We start from the raw sequence: 19007 nt of genomic DNA, 5'->3' as shown, positions 1-19007 counted from the left end.
CGCTCCTTCGGTGTCCCCCTGCCGTAACGGTCGCGACGCCGATCGCGGTGCCCCGTGGCGGCTCGGCCGTGCGGCCGCGCTCGCGCGCGCCGCCCTCGCGCCGATCTGGCAGCCGCCCTGCCCATCTCCGGTCTTTCCGAGGGAGCGAGCGTGAACGAGTACACCCGGCGCGAGGAGGTCCGCGCCACCTTCATCGCCTCGGCCATCCTCGTCCTGTGCATCGCCGCGGCGGTCCTCCGGCTCGTCACCGTGGAGGGCAGGCTCGTCCCGGACCCGGGCGCGCGGCGCCAGGCGGAGGACTCCGAGGCCCGCATCACCCCCGCGCGCGCGTGCGCCCTCGCCGGCGAGAAGCTGATCTCCGAGATCGAGGTGTTCAAGAAGCTCGCGAAATCGGCGCGCATGCCCGATCCGGCCGAGAAGCCTGGCGCGATCAAGCAGCTCGACGCGGTCGACACGCGCGGCACGCGCGGCCCGGGCGAGACGCCCGTCACGAGGACGCGCACGCTGCGGAACACGCTCCCGCCGCCGAAGCCCAAGGAGCCTGACAAGCAGCTCGCGTGGGCCTCCGCCCAGCCGCTCTACAAGCAAGCCAAGATCCTGGCGGGCTGCCGCGAGGCGACGGACGCGGTCCTGGGGGCGCGGGTGAGCGCGATCCCCGCCTGGGACGCCATCGCCAAGGCGGCCGCGATCGCGCCGCCCGGCGCCGCCGAGGCCGAGCAGTTCGAGGCGGCGAAGCAGCTGCTCTCGCTGCTCGCCGAGATCCCCGCCGACAAGGTCGCGCAGGCGACGAAGGACGCCGAGGCCGCGTTCAAGGCCACCGCCGAGCGCGACCGGGAGCGCGCCAACACCGCGATGGTCCGCGAGCCGCTGCCGCAGGGGGTCTTCTCGCGGCGCGTGGCCGTGAGCGTCGGCGTCGGGCTGACCGTCTGCGCCCTGCTCATCAGCTACCTCGGCGTGCGCGCCGCCTCGATGCGCCGCCTCGCCACCCTGCTGCCGCTGCGCGACGCGGTGCGCAGCGGGCGCCCGGGGATGCAGGCCGCGGAGATCCTGAAGACCGCGGCCGCGCACAACAGCGGCGAGCCCGGCATCGTGATCGGCGCGGCCATCGGCGGGCTCTCCGCCGCGCTCCTCGCCCCGAAGGACGCCGATCTCTTCGTCGCCGGCGTCATGGCCGGCCTCCTCATCGGCCTCGGCGCGCAGTGGGCCTTCCGGCTCGCCATCGGCGCGAGCCGCTGGCGCGCCCGCGCCACGGAGCTCGCCGAGGTCGAGAAGCCCGCCATCCCGATCGTGCTCGCCCTGAGCGGCGTGAAGCCGGGCCTCGAGCCGGAGTTCATCCAGTTCCTCCGCTCGCTGCCCCCCGCCGACGCCGCCGCGGCGGTCGAGAAGCTCGCCTCGCAGGCCGAGGAGCGCATCCTCGCCGCCGCCGACGCGGGCACCGCCCTCACCCCGGGGAAGCCGCCGCCCGGGTGACACCGGCCGGCGCCGGGAGCCCCGCCAGCCCCCCGCGCCGCCGCCGAGCTCCCGCGCGGCGTCGCGGCGCCCCGCGCGGAGGCGCCCCCCTTGCACCCAGCGCTCGATCCGCACGCCGTTCCATGGAATGGAGGCCAACCCGACATGAGACATCCTCTGCAGGCCCGCCGGCCCTCCGGGCACTGGGCGCTCCTCTCGTTGCTTGCCGCCACCTGGTGGCTCGCCGCGCCCCCTGCAGCGGCGCAGGACAGCACCGCCCCGCCGGCGCCTCCGCCCGCAGCGCCTGCGGCCCCCCCGGCCGGCGCGCCGCAGGCCGATGGCCCCGCGCAGGCCGAGGGCCCTCAGCAGGCCGCCGGCGCGCCGGCGACGGACGGCGCCGCCGGCGCTGGCGCGGCGGCGACCGGCGCGGGCGGCGCGGGCGGCGCTGCCGCCGACGCGGCCGATCGCGCCGAGCGCGGCCCGGCGCGGCGCGACAGGCCGGGGGCGACGAGCAGCCGCGCCACCCCGTCGAAGAAGCGCCGCGGCGACATCAACCCGTGCATGACGCCCGACCCGGGCTGGGGCGTCTACGACCCGTGGTCCCGCGCGCCGTCGATCGGGCAGATGATCATGCCCCACCGGGGCGGGGTCACGAAGCGCGGCGGCTTCGACGTCATCATCCATTTCCACGGCCACGAGGCGCTCCGGAAGGAGTTCGTGAAGACGGCCGAGGGCGCCGTCCTCGTCGGCATCGACCTCGGGATCGGCTCGGGCGCCTACTCCAGCGCGTTCTCGGCGCCGTACGTCTTCGAGAACCTGCTCGACAGCATCGAGCGCGCGGTCGCGAAGAAGACCGGCAAGAAGAAGGCCTACATCCGCAAGCTCGGCCTCTCGTCGTGGAGCGCGGGGTACGGCGCCATCGAGCAGATCCTGCGGCAGCCGGCCGGCAAGCGCGTCGACGCGCTGGTGCTGCTCGACTCGCTCCACGCGGGGTACGCCGACGAGCAGCAGCACAAGCTCAAGGTCGCGCAGATCGAGCCGTTCATCGCGTTCGCCAAGCGCGCCGCGGCGGGCGAGGCGTTCATGTTCATGAGCCACTCCTCCATCCTGCCGCCCGGCTACGCGTCCACCGCGGAGACGGCGAACTACATCGTGCAGCAGCTGCGGGGCAAGCCGCGGGGCTCTTCCCGCCGCGACGTGCTCGGCCTCGACATGATCCAGCGCTACGACCGCGGCGGCTTCCACCTCCGCGGGTACACCGGCGACGACAAGCCCGACCACTGCGCCCACCTCGGCCTGATGGCGGACATCATGCGGGTCCACGTCAACCCGCGGTGGAAGACGCCGAAAGGGCGGCGCTAGATGGGCGGCATCGGCGTCATCATCAACCCCCGCTCGCGCCAGAACCTGAGCGACCCCCGCGCCGCCGTCCGGCTCGCGCGCACCCTCGGCGACCACGGCGTCGTCCGCACCGCGCGCACCCGGGAGGACCTCGCCCGGATCGCGGAGGACTTCAGGAAGCTCGACATCGACGTGCTCGGCATCTCGGGCGGCGACGGCACGAACCACGTCACCATCACCGGCTTCCTCGACGTCTACGAGGACGAGCCGCTGCCGCCGATCGCGTTCCTGCGCGGCGGGACGATGAACACCGTGGCCAACGCCGTCGGCGTCCCGCGCGGGCGCCCCGACGGCCTGCTCGCCGGGCTCATCGCCCGCTACACCGATCGCGGCCGGGACCCGCTGCGCTGGATCGAGCGCCACGTGATGCACATCGGCGCCCACTACGGCTTCATCTTCGGCACCGGCTGCGTCCACGGGTTCATCGCCGAGTACAACCGCAGCGAGGAGCGGAGCGCGATCTGGGCCGCGAAGGTCCTCGCCCGCGCGAGCGCCGCCGTGCTCCTCAAGACCGACACCCAGGTCGCCGCGCGCTGGGAGGGCCGCGTCCACTTCGAGGACGGATCGTCGTTCCCGGACCGCGACTACCTCGCCGTCGCGGCCGGCACCGTGGACCAGATCGGCCTCGGGTTCCGTCCGTTCCACCGCTACGACGAGCGCCCGGAGAGCTTCCACATGCTGGGCATCCACACCACCGCGCTCGGCTTCGTCAGGAAGCTGCGCGACATCTGGCGAGCGCAGCCGATGGGCGAGGCGCACACGTTCGAGAAGATCGCGCGGCGCGCCGTGCTCGAGGCCCGGTCAGGCGTGGTCCGCTACGTGTGCGACGGCGACGTCCATGAGCACGTGGGCCCCCTCACGGTGCGGATCGGCCCCCGCGTAAAGATCCTCGTGGAACACAAGTCCGGCCATCGCCCTGTCGGTGATCGTCGCACGCCGCACGACGTGTACGGTCCGGGCGAGGGCGCGCGTGGTCGCGCATTCATGCGCGGACGAGCGCGCTGACGAGCACGCTGGCCACACGGTGACCGCGCGGCTCCGCGTCGCTCGATGCCGCGCGAGACCATGGCTGTGGGGAGCGGGCAACGTTAGAATACGCTCGCTCCATGTCGCCGCGCTCAACCTCCGCGCCCGCCTCATCGACGGGCTCGACTCTGCGGGCTGAGGGCGTGAGCCGCTCCTCCCCTTCTTCTGCGGCGTTCCCGCGCTCGATCGCCCCCGACTCGAGCGCCGCGGAGTCGGACGAGCTGTCGTTCCTGTCGGTTCCTCCCGCGGCCATCGCGCCGTCGCTCGGCCCGAGCAGGTCGACGCGGCGCATCTACCGCGAAGGCGACGTCATCGGCGGCAAATACCGGCTGCGCTACGTCCTCGGCGAAGGCGGCATGGGCATGGTGTGGCTGGCCCGCAACGACGTCCTGCACATCGACGTCGCGATCAAGTTCATCCGGCGCGAGGTCAACTCGACCGAGGCGGGCCTGCGCCTCCAGCAGGAGGCGCGCGCCGCCGCGCGGATCGACCACCCCTCGATCGTCCGGGTGCTCGACTTCGGGGAGTCCGATCACTTCGACCCGTACATCGTGATGGAGGTCCTCCGCGGAGAGCAGCTGGTCGAGGCGATCGAGCGCAGGAAGCGCTTCTCGCCCGCGGCCGCGCTCCGCATCCTCCTGCCCATCGCGAGCGCCCTCGCCGCGGCGCACGATCGCAAGATCGTCCACCGCGATCTCAAGCCCGAGAACATCTTCCTCGTGAAGAACGACCGCGGCGACGTCACCCCCAAGATCGTCGACTTCGGCATCGCGAAGGTGTGGAGCGAGACCGCGGGCGGCGACGTGACCAAGGCGGGCACGGTGCTCGGCAGCCCCGACTACATGTCGCCCGAGCAGGCGCGCGGCATCACCGACGTCGACGGGCAGACCGACATCTGGGCCTTCTCCGTGGTGCTCTACGAGACGATCACGGGCCAGCGGCCGTTCCAGGGCGGCAACTACCACGACCTCGTGGCGGCGATCCTCGTCAAGGACGCGCCGCCGATCATGGAGCTCGGCGTCGGCGACGCGACGCTGTGGAGGATCATCGAGCGCGGGCTCGCGAAGGAGCGCTCCGATCGCTGGCGGACCATGCGCGACATGGGCGTGGCGCTCGCGCGGTGGGCGACCGAGAACGGCGTCGAGGAGGACGTGACCGGGACGTCGATCGCCACGCACTGGCTGAGCGACGGCGGGCAGCGGCCCCTCTCGGACAGGCCGGCCACACGGGCTTCGAGGAGCGGCGCCGACCACGAGACGCTCGTGCAAAAGGACGCCGCGCCAAGGGACGCCGCGCGCCCGGCCGCGAGGCGGTGGCTGCTCGCGCTCGTCGCGCTGGCGGCGATCGCGGTGATCGGCGCGCTCGGCCTCGCGCTCGTCTCCCTGCGCACCTCGGGCTCGCCGGACAGCGGCGCCGCGTCGTCGCCGGCGGCGCGGCCCGCGGAGCCGCGGGGCACGCCGCTCGATCAGGGCGCCGGGGGCGAGGGCCGCGCGGCCGGCGAGGACCGCACCGCCCGCGAGGGCCGCGCCGCCGGCGTGCAGCCCGACGGACAGCAGCCCGCGGCCAGCGATCCCCGCCGCGGCCCGGCGGACGGCGGCGCCGCGGGCGCCGGCCAGCAGCAGGCCGCGGCGCCTCCCCGGCCCGCCGGCGCGCGCCGGATCGCGCCGGCGCGGGCGAGCTCGAAGACTCCTGGCGCCGCCCTGCCGGTCCCGGCCCGGCCGAACTTCTGAAGGCGATGCCCCCGCAGCCGAGCTCCACGCGCGAGAGGCGACATCGCGAGGCCACGCTCGGCGGGCGCTGGCCGCTGCTGCTCGTGCTGGCCGTGCTCACCGGCGCCTGCTCGCTGCTCGCGGACAGCGCCCTCTCCGACAAGCCGTCCGAGGCCGGCGCGACGAGCTCCGGGGGCGGCTGCGCGCCGGATTGCCCGGCGGGCGCCTGCTGCGGCGGGACGTGCGTCGATCTGAGCCAGGACGCGCAGCACTGCGGCGCGTGCGGCGCCGCCTGCGGCGACGGGGAGTCGTGCTGCGGCGGGGCGTGCACCGACGTGCTGAACGACCCGTCGCACTGCGGCGCGTGCGGCGACGCGTGCCTGAACACGCTCTGCGTTGGCGGCCACTGCTCGTCCGAGTGCGTCTTCGGCTTCGACAACTGCGACGGGAACATCGTCACGAACGGCTGCGAGGTCGACCTCACCAGCGACCCCGAGCGCTGCGGCGGGTGCGCCCTCCGGTGCCCATCCGGCGCCGTCTGCGCCGCGGGGCGGTGCGCCTGCGCGCCGCCGCTCCTCGACTGCGACGACCTCGACGACACGGGGTGCGAGATCGACGGCTCCTCGAACCCGGCGCACTGCGGCGCCTGCGGCGTCACCTGCGGGCCGAACATGGAGTGCAGCGCGGGCGCGTGCGCGTGCAAGCCGGGGTACGCCGAGTGCAACGGCTCGCCCGACGACGGCTGCGAGGCCGCGCTCGGCACGATCGAGGACTGCAGGGGCTGCGGCGACGCCTGCGCCCCCGGCGCGACCTGCGACCCGGGCGGCGGCTGCGCGTGCGCGGCCGGGCTCCTCGACTGCGACGACGTGCCCGGCTGCGAGTCCGTCAACACCGACCCGGCGACCTGCGGCGCCTGCGGCGCGCGGTGCGCCCCGGCGACGCCGTACTGCGACGGGAGGACGTGCGCCGCCTCGTGCGCCCCGGGGCTCACCACGTGCGGCTTCTCGTGCGTCGACATGCAGACCAGCTCGAGCCACTGCGGCGCGTGCGGCGTCGCGGCGGGGCCGCACCAGCACTGCGCCGCGGGTGCGCTGGCCTGCGACGACGGCTTCGCCGACTGCGACCCGGCCGCCCCGGGCTGCGAGTCCGAGATCGCCCGGGATCCGCAGCACTGCGGCGCGTGCGGCGTCGCTTGCAAGCCGGGCGCCGCGTGCGTCGCCGGCGCGTGCGCTTGCGAGGGGTTCACGCCGCACGACTGCGGCGACGCGTGCCGCGCCTGCTGCTCGGACGATGACTGCTCGGACGGCGACGGCTGCACCACGGACGTGTGCGCCGAGGGCGGCACGATGTGCCGGAGCACGGGCTGCGCCGCCGGACAGCAGTGCTGCAGCCTCGTCGCGTGCAGCCAGTGCTGCACCAGCGCCGACTGCAACGGCGACGAGATCTGCTCCGGCGGCGCCTGCCTCCCGCCCTGCGCCACCGGCCTCGTGGCCTGCGACGGGGCGTGCGTCAGCCTGGGCTCGACCGATCACTGCGGCGCGTGCGGGAACGCGTGCCTGAGCGGGCGCGAGTGCCGCGACGGCGCGTGCACGCCCGCCTGGGTCGTCATGACGAAGACGGGCGCGCCCGCGTCGCGACAGATGGCCGCGGGGACCTGGATCGGGAGCGCGCTCTTCGTGTGGGGCGGCCGCACGGCGGTCGGGGACGTGGACGACGGGGCGCTCTACGATCCGGCGCGCGACGTGTGGTCGTCGCTCGGCCGCGAGGGCGCCCCCTCGCCGCGCGTGCTCGCCTCCGCGGTGTGGACCGGCTCCCGGGTGCTCGTGTGGGGCGGCGGCCCGTCCGGGGGCACGTCGGGCCTGTCGACCGGCGCCGCGTACGACCCCGCGGCGCGGACCTGGCGCGCCATGAGCGCCACGAACGCCCCCGCCGCGCGGCTGGCGCCGATCGCCGTCTGGACGGGGACGCGCCTGCTGATCTGGGGCGGCTCCGCGGCCGGCGCCCCGGTGGCCGGCGGCGCGCTGTACGACCCGCTCACGGACGCGTGGACGCCGGCCGCGAGCGCCGGCGCGGCTCCGGCGCGCGCCGGCGTCGCGTGGGCCTGGTCGGGCACGGAGCTCTACCTGTTCGGAGGGCAGGCCGACGGCGAGCCGACGAGCGAGGGGCACGCGTACAACCCCACGACCGACGCATGGCGGACGCTGCCCAGCGCGGGCGCGCCGAGCGCGCGGCAGGACGCCTTCGCGGTCTGGATGGGCAGCCAGCTGCTCGTCTGGGGTGGCCAGAACGCGGGCGGCGACGCCCTCGAGGACGGCGCGAGCTACGATCCGGCGACCGGCACGTGGCTCCGCATCGAGAACGCGGGCCACCCGTCGCGGCGCAGCCGCAGCGAGCGGCGCACCGGCTGGACTGGCTGGACCGGGACGCGCGCGCTCATCGCAGGCGGGCGGAGCGGCGCGATGTTCAGGAGAGACGGGCAGCTGTACGACCCGTCGGCCGGCTGGGCCGCGGAAATGTCGCCCGCCGCGAGGCAGCACGGCTACGGCGTGGGGGTCTGGACCGGGACCGAGCTCATCCTGTGGTCCGGGTTCGACGGGTTCGCGCTCACGCCCGACGGGGAGCGGTTCAGGCCATGACGCCGCGGCGATCGCGAGCGCTCGCGGGCCCCCTCGCGCTCCTCGTCGCGGCGGCGGCGCTGTTCTCCGCGCCGGCCGCCGCGCAGAGCGCGGCCGACGTCGCGGTGGCGCGCGAGATCTTCATCGAGGGCTCCGAGTTCGCCAAGCAGGGCCGCTGGGAGCAGGCGCGGGAGCGGTACGAGCGCTCCCTCGCGATCAAGCGCGCGCCGATCACGCTCTACAGCCTCGGGGTGGCGCAGCAGCAGACGGGGCAGCTCGTCGAGGCGCTGGAGAGCTTCCGCGCCTTCCTGGTCGAGCCGTCCGCGCCGGCGACGCGGGAGTACGAGCGGCTCGCGCGGCACGCAGTGGAGGACCTGGAGCGCCAGGTCTCGGCGCTCGAGCTCAGGCTGTCCCCGGGCGACGTGGCCGGGCTCGTGGTGAAGCTCGACGGCGGCGTCGTGCCCGCGGCGGCGCTCGATCGACCGCGGCCGCTCAACCCGGGCAACCACACGCTCTCCGTGAGCGCGCCGGGCTACCGCGAGGTGCGGCGGAGCGTCGCCGCGGCGCCGGGGAGCCGCGTGCTCGTCGTGCTGAGCCTGGAACGAGAGGCCGCCTCGGCGGCCGCCGGGCCGCGGGCGCTCACGGTGAGCGCTCCGGTGAGCGCCGCCTCGAGCCCCGCGCCCGACGACGCGCCGAGCCGCGTCGTGCCGATCGCGCTGATCGCCGGCGGGCTCACCACGGTCGCGGCCGGCGCGGCCATCGGGCTCCTCGGGGTCGCGAGCGCGTCGGACGCGCCGACGCGGGACGGCGAAGCGGCCGACGCCGCGCGCTCCCAGGCGCTCGCGGGCGACATCATCGCGGGCGCCGGCCTCGTCGCCGCCGGCGCCGGCGTGCTGGTGCTGCTCCTCGACCGCGGCGCCGCCAGCGCGCCGGACAGGCAAGCCCCGCCGCGCGCCGCCCTCGGCCCGCGCGGCCTGACGCTGCGCTTCTGACCTGCCGCGCGGGGCGCGCCGCTACGCCTTCGGCATCTCGCTGCGGTCGAGGCTCACCACGACGAAGGCGCCGTAGTTCAGGACCGTGAGCGAGTCCTCGTCGAGGATGAGCACGCGGACGCACTGGGGCGGAGACGGCGCGAGCAGGTCGGCGTAGGGGTCGAGCGGCGCCTCGTCCGCGGGCGGCAGCACGGTGTGAAGGAACTCGTGCAGCCGCGCTCGATGGCCGAGGATGATGCTCGCGCCCGGCGGATGCGCGCTGCCGGACGCGGCGCTGGCGAAGAGCAGGCGGCGCGCCGCCGGGGACACGACGAGGATCGCCGCGTCCGTCACCTCGACCGCGCTGCACGTGCACAGCTCTTCCACGCGGTCGCTCACGGCCCCCTCCACCGTCTGGAACAGCCGGAGCCGCCGCCGCTGTCCCTCGGTGAGCCCTGGCTCCTTGAGGTAAGCCTCGAGGCTGCACCCGCGCATGTTCCGCTCGCACCCGTACGTCATGCCGCCCGCACCGTGCCTCTGCCTGCTCGACCGCCGCTGTCAGCCCGGTCGGACAGCTGTCACGCCTCCCCGCACGGGCGCTCATGCACGGGATTAGCCAACGCCCGCTGCACCGCCGCGCCACCGCAGGGCGCGTCGCGGATCCCAGGGTCTCCCGGCTCGAGGGGCAGCGACCACGACGCACGCACGCGCCACGGAGCGCGCGGGCCAGCGCAGCAGCGCCGGCGCGCCGCGCGCACGGGGCTGCGCCGCCGCCGCGCCCGCCCGCCGCTCGCGCGGCCCCGGCGCTACTGCGCTGCGGGCGCGGCGAACTTCGCGGTGAGCTCCACCTGGGCCACGCTGCGCTGGGCGTTCTGCTGGCCCGCGGCGCCGGGCGGCACCAGCAGCGCCTGGAGCCGCTGCGAGGCGTCCGCGGTGCCCGGCGCGAAGCTCGAGGGCGACCAGGTGAGCGTGGCCTTGCCGGAGGACTCGAGCCGGTCGATCGTCAGCGTGACGTCCCCGTTCGGCCCGGGCAGCTTGAGGTCGGCCCCTTCCGCGTACTGACGCGTGTCCACGCTGAGCGAGACGAGATCGCCCTCCACCTTCTCGATCTTGAACACGCGGTACCGCAGCACCGGCAGCTGCGCGCCCGACGCCACGGCGCGGTCGGTGACCATCCAGTACGCCCCGGGGCCGAGCGGCTTGTCCGGGAGCGGCGGCGTGACGAGCGCGATCGCCTCCCCGAGCGCGCCAACCAGCGGCTGGAGCCCGGGATCCGCGTCCTTGGCCAGCTCGATCTTCTGATTGCTGACCACGTTCGCCGGCGAGAGGTCGTAGCGCAGCGAGCTCCCCTTCAGCTTCGCCAGCGCGTCCGCGAGCTCCTTCGGCGGGCCGCCGACCGACATCGACGCGAGGGTCGCCGACGTGACCTTCGCGAGCACCTTCGTCGGCGCCGCGCCCGCCGCGGGCGCTTCCGCGCCCTCCTTGGGCTTGTCGGCCGGCTTCTCCGCCTTGAGGCTCACGCCGAGCTCGAGGTTCGGCAGCCCCTGCGGCCCGCCCATGCGCAGCCCGAGCGTGATCGCGACCTTTTGCTCGGATTTCGGGTCGATCTTCGCCGCGAGCCTGGCCCTCGGCTCGCTGCCAGCGTCGACGACCTCGATCTTGTAAGGCATGTCCTTCGGGAGCGCGGCGGCCGCGGCGGCCGACGAGAACACGCCGTTCTCCGGCGGGCCGTCCGTCGCGCCGCCGGGCGCCGGCCGCGCCTCGGGGCTGCCCGACGCCGCCGCGGCGAGCTCCTCGCCGAGCTTGCCCCCGAGCACCGGCTGCGGCGGGCCGGCGTCGAGCGCGCCCGCGTCGACGGTGACCTGCGCCTTGCTCTTATCTCCGTCGCAGCCCGCGACGAGCCCCGTCAGGGCGACCGCCGCGAGCGTCGAAGCCATAACCCCGCGCCACCGAGTGTGCATGACGGCGGGGTGTAGCCAAAACCCGCGCCATGTTCCAGCGCCCTCTTGCGCCGGCCGGCCGCCCGCCCCCGCGGCGCTCCTGCCTCAGCCCCGCCGCGCTGGCTTGAGGCCGCCGATGAGCTCCAGGAGCTCGAGGGGCCGGAACGGCTTCGCGTAGTAGGCGGTCGCGCCGAGCCGCTCCGCGCGGGCGCGCGCATCGGGGTCGTCGAGGGCGCTGATCACGACGATCGGCAGGCTGGCGGTGCCGGGATCGGCGCGGAGGCGCGCGCAGACCTCGAAGCCGTCCATGCTCCCGGGGAGCATCAGGTCGAGCAGCAGCACGTCGAACGGCTCGGTCAAGGCGCGCTCCACCGCCTCGGGCCCGGTGCCGACGCCGACGACCTCATGGCCGCTCGCGCCGACCAGCGCCTCGATCATGCGGCGGATCGCGTCCTGATCTTCGCAGAGAAGGATTCGCATGGTCGCGAGCCCACGGAGGGTCGCACCCGCACCGTCAGGCGGTCAAGCGGGAACGCCCCCCGCGCAGCTCCTCCTCGCGACCGGTCGTCACGTCGTCACCTGGGGGCCCAGGCCCTAGGCGCGGCGAGGAGCGCCCTCGGGGCGCGCGTCGCCGGCCGGCGGGCGCAGCGCGAGCTCGATGCCCACGCGAGCCCCGCCGCCCTCGCGGCGCTCGGCGAACGCGCGGCCGCCGTGCGCCTCGGCGATGCGCTTGCACAGCGTCAGGCCGAGGCCGAGCGAGCCGCGCTCGGCGCCGCTCTCGCCCCCTTGCGCCCTCTCGCGCCGGAAGAACGGCTCGAAGATGCGCGTCTCTTCCCCATCAGCGAACCCGGGCCCGCGGTCCTCGACCTCGAAGACGATGCTGCGCTGACCGCCAGGACGGACCCGCAGCCGCTCGGCCCCACCCGCGTGCGCGCGCGCGTTCTCGATCAGGTTGGCGAGGGCGCGCGCGAGCAGCGTCGCGTCCGCCTCGAACGCCGGCGTCCCTTCGGCGACCTCGAGCAGCGTCGGATCCAGCCCGGCGCGCTCGAGCGCGCGGATCGCCGTCTCGGCCGGATCGAGGCGGGTCACGGTGAGGGCCGCGAAATCGAGGCGCGAGCTGGCCAAGAGGTCGCCGACGAGCGCGTCGATCTCCATGACCTCGCGGTCGAGGTCGTCGAGCACCGGCGCGCTCGGCGCGCCGTCCCCGCGGGCCATCTCGGTGAGCAGGCGGATCCGCGCGAGCGGCGTGCGGAGCTCGTGCGACACGGCGGCCAGGAGCTCCCGCTGATCGGCGATCTGGCGCTCGATGCGCGCGGCCATGTCGTTGACCGCCTCGGCGACCACGCTGACCTCGCCGTGGCCGTGGCGATCGAGCCGGACGCGGCTCGACAGCTTGCCGCTCCCGATCTCGTGCGCGACGTGGGCCAGATCGACGAGCGGGCGGGCGAGGCGGCGCGAGATGAGACCGGAGGCCGCCCACACGACGATGGCCACCGCGAGCAGGGGCAGGGCGAAGCGGAGCGACGCGCCCGAGCGGCCGCGCCCGGGGCAGAGGAGCACGGTGCCGAGCGGACCGGCATCGTCGCGAATCTGGGCGACCATGACCTGCGCCCGGCAGGGCTGGCCGTACCGCGCGAGCCGCCGCCCGGTCGCGTCGAGGAGCTCCAGGTCGGTGTCGAAGTCCTCGGCGATCACGCGGGCGAGGGCGTCGCGGGCCACGGGGTCGCCCCAGACCCGCTGGAACTGGTGGTCGACGAAGGACTGGGCGCGGGCGTGCTCGCGCCGCCAGCCGGAGTTGCCGACGCGGTTGATGGCCCCGGTCGTCGCGATCGCGGCGACCGCGGTGATCAGGATGGTCGCGCCGAACCACATGAAGATCCGGCGGTGCAGCCGCGCGTTCACGAAGCGGCCGAGCGAGACCTTCCTCCCGTTCTCGAAGAGCCAGGAGCGGTAGCGGTTCACGCGCGGTCCTTGGCCAGCACGTAGCCGACCCCGCGCACCGTCTTGATGAGCTTCGGCGACCGGGGGTCGTCGGCGAGCTTCTGCCGCAGGTGCGAGATGTGCACGTCGACCGTCCGCCCGCCGACGTTGACGTCGCCGCGGCCGGCCTCTTCGAGGAGCGCCTCGCGGGCGACGACGCGGCCGGCGCGCCGCGCGAGGGCGACGAGGATGTCGAACTCGATGCCGGTGAGATCCGCGGGCTTGCCGGCCACGGTGACCACGCGGCCGGGCACGTCGATCGCGATGTCGCCGGCCACGATCCGCTCGCCGGCGGCGTCGGGCGTGGCGCGCCGGAGCACGGCCCGGAGGCGCGCGAGCAGCTCGCGCGGGCTGAACGGCTTCGCGATGTAGTCGTCGGCGCCGATCTCGAGCCCGACCACGCGATCGGCCTCGTCGCCGCGCGCGGTGAGCATGAGGATCGGCATCGAGCTCTTCTGCCGGATGCGGCGCACGACCTCGATGCCGTCCATGCCGGGCATCATCACGTCGAGCAGGACGGCGTCGAAGGTGCCCGCGGCGAGGGCGGCGAGGCCGCGCGCGCCGTCGCTCGCGACGGTCACCGTGAACCCGTTCTGCTCGAGGTAGCTCGCGAGCAAGCCGTGGAGCCTGGTGTCGTCGTCGATGAGCAGGAGCCGCAGCGCCATGGGTTCACCCGGGTGGGCGGGGCGGCAGCGCGCTGCCGCCGCCTCGCCTGTCTCCATTTATACCTCAGCGATCCACGCCGATGTCAGCCTCTGGCGCTCCGGCCCGCGCGGGCGCGGCGCTCCGCGACGAGGGGCGCTCGGGGCGCTCGGAGCGCTCGGCCTGCCGCGCGGCGTCCACGCAAAGGGACGCGACGTGGCGCTGGAAGGCGTCGCGGCGGGCCTCGGCCCGGCAACGCATCGCGGAGAAGCCGTGGGCGTAACCGGCGACGGTGCCGACGGCGAGCAGGGCGATCGTGATCTGGCGTCGCATCATGGTCTCATCGCCTCCTTCACGCCCACTCGCCGTGGGTCCGGTACGGATCGGCGCGGTGGCCGCGCCACCCGCCCCTGCCCGACCACATGTCGCGGAACGCGGACGGCCCGATCTCGATCAGATCGGCGAGCTGCTCGCGCTGCCGGTCATCGAGCACGGCGTGGACCCTCCCGAGCGCGCCGACCGACGCCTTGCGCAGCGACTCGATGGCGGTGTCGTGCCGCGCGAAGAGCTCGCCGAGGCGCGTCTCGTCGAAGCTCGGGCTCCGCACGGCGGCCGCCACGTCCGCGCGCGTGCTGCGGATCTCGCTCCGCTGCGCCGCGGCGGCGTCGCGGAGCTCGTCGATGGCGGCGACGATCACCTTCTCTTGCGACGGCGTGGTGCCGAGCCGGTCGAAGAGGAACGACAGGAAGAAGCGCCGGCGGAAGCCGAACCCGCCGAAGCCGCCGAAACCGCGCCGGCCGTGGGAGCGCGGCCCAGCGCCCCAGGGCGCGCCGCCGCAATCGTACCGGTGACCGCGCCGCAGCGCTGCGATCAGCCCGATCAGACAGGCCGTTCCAACCACGAATCCCAACATGATGAGTACCCTCCGTGAGCGTCTCCGCTGTCGTTCCGTGCACGGGGCGTGTGCGCGCAGCCTCGGTTCCTCCGAACGCGAGCGCGACCCCGGCCGCAGGGACCGGAGCCGCAGACGCGCGGCCCCGGGCTGCAAGGCTCGAAGCCGCAGACGCGCGGCCTCGATCCACGTCGAAGCTGCGCAGGGCGTGTGAAGGGCGTGAGGGATCGCGCGTGAAGAAGTGTGTAGACCGCCGGGCGCGGCGTCACGATGGAGCGGCGCGCCGCGCCGCGACGGAGCGGCGCGCTACGTCCGGGTGGGCGGCTTTCCGTCTTCGGGCAGCTCCACCGGCCCGAGGTCGTCCAGGTCGGCTTCGAGCTTCTCGGGCCTCTCGGAGGCCGAGACCGCCCACGGGTTCGTGCGCTCGCTCGCCACTTCGCTGTCGTCGTCTACGTCGCCGTCCTCCGCCTCGAGGTCGTCGAGCGACTCGACCCCCGCCGCGGCCGGCGCGGCGCTTGGCGCTGGCGGCGTCGACGCGCGCGGCGCGGGGGGCGCGGGCGGCGTCGACGCGCGCGGCGCGGGGGGCGCGGGCGGCGTCGATGCGCGCGGCGCAGCAGGGGGCGGAGGCGGCGTCGACGCGCGCGCCGACGAGGCGCCGGGGTCGCTCGGCAGCCGGCCGCGCGGAGGCTCGACCCCAGGCGAGGCGCCCGCCGCAGGCGACGGCCTCGCGATGATCGCGCTCGACGGCGCGATGTTCCCGGCGGCCCTCAGCGCCGCGGGAGATCCCCCCGGCGGGCTGCTCACCGATGCCGGGAGGCCCCCCGGCGGCGAGCTCGTCGTCCCGGAGGGAACCCCGGCCGGAGCGGCGCTCGCGGCGGGCTTGCCGGCCTGGCCGAGATCGGTCGCGCCGCCCGGCGAGACGGGGGCCGGCGCCGACACAGGCGCGGCGCCCGGCGAGACGGGCGACGGCGTCGACACAGGCGAGGCGGGGAGCGATGTCGCCGGCTTCGAGGCGGGCGCGGCGCCGGACGAGGCGGGGGTCGACGCCGCCGGCGCCGACATGGGCGCGGGCGCTGCCGGCGCGGCCGCGGCGCCCGGCGGAGACGCGGCGCTGGCGCTCCCGGGCGGAGCGGCGGCGGCCGGCGGAGCGGCGGCGGTCGCGCCGCCGCGGCCGGTGGACACCTCCGCCGGCGCCGCGCGCGGCGTTTCGGCCTTCGCGGCGGCGCGCGACGCGTCGAAGCGCATCGCCTTCTGCGCGAGCTGCACGACGGGGAGGATCTCGCGCGGGGGGATGTTCGCGGCGATGACGTCCGGCCCCGCGATCGCGAGCTCGCCGTCGGCGTGGAACGGCACGCCCGGGCGCTCGCGCTCCTGCTTGAGCCGCGCGTTGTCGATGGCGACGCGGACCTCGAGCGGGATCCGCGTCTGCCACAGCCGGCCGTCGATCGCCGTGCGCACGTCCCACGGCGTCAGGATCGGCGTCCTCCCGATGCCCTCGAACGGGCTCCGGTCCGCGAGCAGCGCCTTCAGCAGCCAGGCGACGATCTCCTGGTGCTGCGGCGTGTCCTGGTCCCACGGCATCGACTCGCGGAAGAACTGCCAGTACCCGCCGGCCGGGCCGTACACGGCGATGTCGCGCGGATCGAAGGCGGCCTCGAACGCGCGCGGGGTGATGTCGCCCTCGTCGATGACGGAGTCGATGAGCGCGCCCTGGAAGTCCGGCGTCTTGCGGCGCGCGGCGCGCGGCGAGAGGCCGGTCAGGGACGTCGTGATCTGCTGGCGAACGTCGCTCCGCTCGCGGAACCAGCCCATCCGCTCGACCGCGCCGAAGCGCTCGCGCAGCTTGACCGGCGTCCACCACGGCAGGTCGAGCTCCCGCAGCCGCGCGATCAGCTCGGCCACGAGCTGCAGCGCCGGCTCGCTCGCGAGGTGCACGCGCGCCTCTCTCCTCAGCGTCTCGTCGTCCTTGCTGTCAGGATCTCGGTGCTGCAGCGATCGCTCCGCCATCGTTCCTCCGTGTCCCCCTGGCCGCTCTGCTGCATACCAGAACCGGATCCTCGGCGGGCAGCCCGCGCGCGGCGTCGCGAAGAGCGCTCCCGCCTGGCTCGATCCGGGCTCTCCGACGCGCCACGGCGAACCGCCAGCGTGTCGTTATGCAACGACGCGCGAACGTGTCGGATCCGGGCTAGGCTCTCGCGGCCATGCACGACGCGGTGGAGGGCGCGGGCGAGCGCGCTGCGGGAGGGATCGATCGGCTGGACCGCCCCGGGCGAGGGCTATCGCCGTGGGCGCGCCGCGTCGCGTGGGCCGCCGCCGAGGCGATGCTCTGCGACGAGGACGAGCGCGGGGAGCTCGTCCCGCCAGGCGCGGGCGCCTGCGAGCGCGCCGTCGCGGGGCTGGATCTCTCGCTCGGGCAGGCCAGCCCCGAGACCCGGCGCGGGTTCGCGCTGCTGGCCGCCTGCCTCGAGCTCCTGCCGCCGTTCGTGATCGGCGCCTTCGGCCGGATGAGCCGGCTCCCGCTCGGCAGGCGGCTCGCCTACCTCGAGGCGCTGGAGTCGAGCCGCGTCGGGCTCCTCGCCATGCTGCTCCTCGCGTTCAAGGTGCCGCTGTGCATCCCGGCCTTCGAGGAGGGCGCGGAGCTCGCGCTGACCGGCCTCGACCGCGAGAGCACCGCGGCGCGCCGCAGGTTGCCCGCGCTCCGCCCGGCCGCGGGCGCGCCGCCGGGCGACGCCGCGCGCGCGCAGCCCGCCGCGCCGGGCGCCGAGGGGGCGGCGTGAGCGGCGCCATCGCGTCGAGCGAGCCGATCGTCAGGGGGCGCGACCTGCCGGACGGGTTCGACGAGGCGTGCGACGTCGTCGTGGTCGGCTCCGGCGCCGGCGGCGCGGTCGTCGCGGCGCTGCTCGCCGAGGCGGGGCGCCGCGTGATCGTGCTGGAGGAGGGCCCCTACCACCGCCCTGACGACTACCAGCGCTGGAAGCCCAGCGAGTCGCTGCGGCGGCTGTTCCGCGAGGGCGGCATGCTCACCGCGCTCGGCGTGGGCCAGACGCCGATCATCTCCCTCACCCTCGGGCGCGCCGTCGGCGGCTCGTCGGTGGTGACCGGCGGCGTCTGCTTCCGCATCCCGGGCAGCGTGCACGCGCGGTGGGTGCGCGACCTCGGCCTCGACGAGCTGTCGGAGCGCGCGCTCGAGGCGGCGTACGAGAGCGTCGAGCAGCGGCTCCACGTGCGCGAGGTCCCCGAGGCGCTGCGCTCGGCTTCGACGGCGCGGTTCGTCGAGGGGGCGCGGCGGCTCGGCATCCCGATGCGCCCGCTCCGCCGCAACACGGGCGACGCGTGCGAGGGGAACGGCCGGTGCAACTTCACCTGCCCCGCCGGGGCGAAGCGCTCGGTCGACGTCGCCTACCTGCCGTCGGCCGTCGCGGGCGGCGCGCGCGTCGTCGCCGACGCGCTGGTCGAGCGGATCACCGTGGCGCGCGGGCGCGCCGCCGGCGTCGAGGGTCGGCTGCTCGGCGGCGAGCCGGGCGCGCCACCGCGCCGGTTCCGGGTGCGCGCGAAGGTCGTCGTCGCCGCGTGCGGCACGCTGCACACGCCGCTGCTCCTCGGCACCGCGGGCGCGTTCAGGGCGAGCGGCGCGCTCGGCAACGACGTGACGCTGCACCCCGCGGTGCGCGTCGTCGCGCGGTTCGACGACACCCTGAACGGCTGGGACGGCGCGCTCCAGAGCGTCTACTCCGACCACTTCGACGCCGAGGGGATCAAGCTCGTCGGGGTGTACTCGGCGGTGAACGTGCTCGCGGCCGGCCTGCCCGGCGTCGGGCCCGCGCTGCGGCGGCGCGTCCGCGCGCTCCCGCGCTGCGCCGTGTTCGGCGCCATGATCCACGACGAGGGCGGCGGACGCGTCCGCCGCGGCCCCGGCCGGGAGCCGCTCGTCTCGTACGCGATGGCGCCGCGGGATCTCGCGCGGCTCCGCCGCGCCATCACGATCCTCAGCGAGATGGCCCTCGCCGCCGGCGCGCGCGAGGTCTACACCGCGCTGCTCGGCGCCCCGCCGATCACGTCCATGGACGCCGCGCTCGCGGACGAGCGCGCCCCCGTGGACGCGCGCCGCATCGAGTGCATGGCGTTCCACCCGCTCGGGAGCGCGCGCGTGGCGAACGATCCGCGGCGCGGCATCGTCGACCAGAGCGGCGAGTGCTTCGAGCTGCCGGGGCTCTTCGTGGCCGACGGCTCCATCCTCCCCACGAGCATCGGCGTGAACTCGCAGGTGCCGATCATGGCGATGGCGACGCGCATCGCGTGGCGGATGGCCGAGCGGTTCCCGCGGCTCGCGGCGGCGAGCCCCGCGTAGGGGCGAGGGCGCGGTGCTAACGTGTCGGCCCCGA

General features: G+C 75.6%; 16 protein-coding genes. 8 read left to right on the top strand and 8 right to left on the bottom strand.

What is annotated here, in order from left to right:
- Positions 1 to 150 precede the first annotated feature (150 nt).
- The 6 genes from WME85_RS12800 to WME85_RS12775 all read left to right on the top strand — a co-directional run bounded on the left by WME85_RS12800 (position 151) and on the right by WME85_RS12775 (position 9192).
- Positions 151 to 1470 (top strand): hypothetical protein, encoded by a 1320-nt coding sequence (locus WME85_RS12800; RefSeq protein WP_437838069.1) that lies wholly within the window; start codon positions 151 to 153, stop codon positions 1468 to 1470.
- A gap of 144 nt (positions 1471 to 1614) precedes the next feature.
- Positions 1615 to 2811 carry a hypothetical protein gene (locus WME85_RS12795; RefSeq protein WP_437838067.1) on the top strand — a complete coding sequence of 399 codons (1197 nt, stop codon included), beginning with the start codon at positions 1615 to 1617 and terminating at the stop codon, positions 2809 to 2811.
- The gene (locus tag WME85_RS12790; RefSeq protein WP_437838065.1) at positions 2812 to 3855 is read left to right on the top strand and encodes a diacylglycerol/lipid kinase family protein; all 1044 of its coding nucleotides are present in this window, start codon (positions 2812 to 2814) and stop codon (positions 3853 to 3855) included.
- Positions 3856 to 4019: 164 nt separating this feature from the next.
- A complete protein-coding gene (locus WME85_RS12785; protein ID WP_437838063.1) occupies positions 4020 to 5606 on the top strand; it encodes a serine/threonine-protein kinase in 1587 nt (528 codons plus the stop codon).
- 5 nt (positions 5607 to 5611) lie between these two features.
- Positions 5612 to 8221: a Kelch repeat-containing protein gene (locus tag WME85_RS12780; protein WP_437838061.1), complete on the top strand. Its 2610-nt coding sequence runs from the start codon at positions 5612 to 5614 to the stop codon at positions 8219 to 8221.
- Positions 8218 to 9192 carry a hypothetical protein gene (locus WME85_RS12775; RefSeq protein WP_437838060.1) on the top strand — a complete coding sequence of 325 codons (975 nt, stop codon included), beginning with the start codon at positions 8218 to 8220 and terminating at the stop codon, positions 9190 to 9192. Before WME85_RS12780 ends, WME85_RS12775 begins: the two co-directional genes overlap by 4 nt.
- Positions 9193 to 9213: 21 nt before the next feature.
- Here the strand turns inward: WME85_RS12775 and WME85_RS12770 are convergent, their stop codons facing one another.
- The 8 genes from WME85_RS12770 to WME85_RS12735 all read right to left on the bottom strand — a co-directional run bounded on the left by WME85_RS12770 (position 9214) and on the right by WME85_RS12735 (position 16632).
- On the bottom strand, positions 9214 to 9690 hold the full coding sequence (locus tag WME85_RS12770; protein WP_437838058.1) for a hypothetical protein: 477 nt from the start codon (positions 9688 to 9690) through the stop codon (positions 9214 to 9216).
- A gap of 287 nt (positions 9691 to 9977) precedes the next feature.
- Positions 9978 to 11108, bottom strand: coding sequence for a hypothetical protein (locus WME85_RS12765; RefSeq protein WP_437838056.1), 1131 nt, complete (start codon positions 11106 to 11108; stop codon positions 9978 to 9980).
- Positions 11109 to 11216: 108 nt separating this feature from the next.
- Entirely contained in the window at positions 11217 to 11591 is a 375-nt protein-coding gene (locus WME85_RS12760) for a response regulator (protein WP_437838054.1), read from the bottom strand.
- 114 nt (positions 11592 to 11705) lie between these two features.
- Positions 11706 to 13073, bottom strand: a complete 1368-nt coding sequence (locus WME85_RS12755) for an ATP-binding protein (protein ID WP_437838052.1) — start codon at positions 13071 to 13073, stop codon at positions 11706 to 11708.
- The gene (locus WME85_RS12750) at positions 13070 to 13756 is read right to left on the bottom strand and encodes a response regulator transcription factor (protein WP_061619168.1); all 687 of its coding nucleotides are present in this window, start codon (positions 13754 to 13756) and stop codon (positions 13070 to 13072) included. Before WME85_RS12750 ends, WME85_RS12755 begins: the two co-directional genes overlap by 4 nt.
- Positions 13757 to 13820: 64 nt before the next feature.
- Positions 13821 to 14069, bottom strand: a complete 249-nt coding sequence (locus WME85_RS12745; protein ID WP_437838051.1) for a hypothetical protein — start codon at positions 14067 to 14069, stop codon at positions 13821 to 13823.
- 16 nt (positions 14070 to 14085) lie between these two features.
- The gene (locus tag WME85_RS12740; RefSeq protein WP_437838049.1) at positions 14086 to 14646 is read right to left on the bottom strand and encodes a Spy/CpxP family protein refolding chaperone; all 561 of its coding nucleotides are present in this window, start codon (positions 14644 to 14646) and stop codon (positions 14086 to 14088) included.
- Positions 14647 to 14931: 285 nt separating this feature from the next.
- Positions 14932 to 16632, bottom strand: coding sequence for a hypothetical protein (locus WME85_RS12735; protein ID WP_437838047.1), 1701 nt, complete (start codon positions 16630 to 16632; stop codon positions 14932 to 14934).
- Between the two features lie 194 nt (positions 16633 to 16826).
- Here WME85_RS12735 and WME85_RS12730 point away from each other — a divergent pair, with 194 nt between their 5' ends.
- Both WME85_RS12730 and WME85_RS12725 read left to right on the top strand, forming a co-directional pair.
- The gene (locus WME85_RS12730; RefSeq protein WP_437838045.1) at positions 16827 to 17402 is read left to right on the top strand and encodes a hypothetical protein; all 576 of its coding nucleotides are present in this window, start codon (positions 16827 to 16829) and stop codon (positions 17400 to 17402) included.
- Positions 17399 to 18973, top strand: coding sequence for a GMC family oxidoreductase N-terminal domain-containing protein (locus tag WME85_RS12725; protein WP_437838043.1), 1575 nt, complete (start codon positions 17399 to 17401; stop codon positions 18971 to 18973). Before WME85_RS12730 ends, WME85_RS12725 begins: the two co-directional genes overlap by 4 nt.
- Positions 18974 to 19007 lie beyond the last annotated feature (34 nt).

Source organism: Sorangium sp. So ce1153 (assembly GCF_051521595.1).
Taxonomy (GTDB): Bacteria; Myxococcota_A; Polyangia; order Polyangiales; family Polyangiaceae; genus Sorangium.
This window is presented reverse-complemented; position numbering and strand designations above follow the sequence as displayed.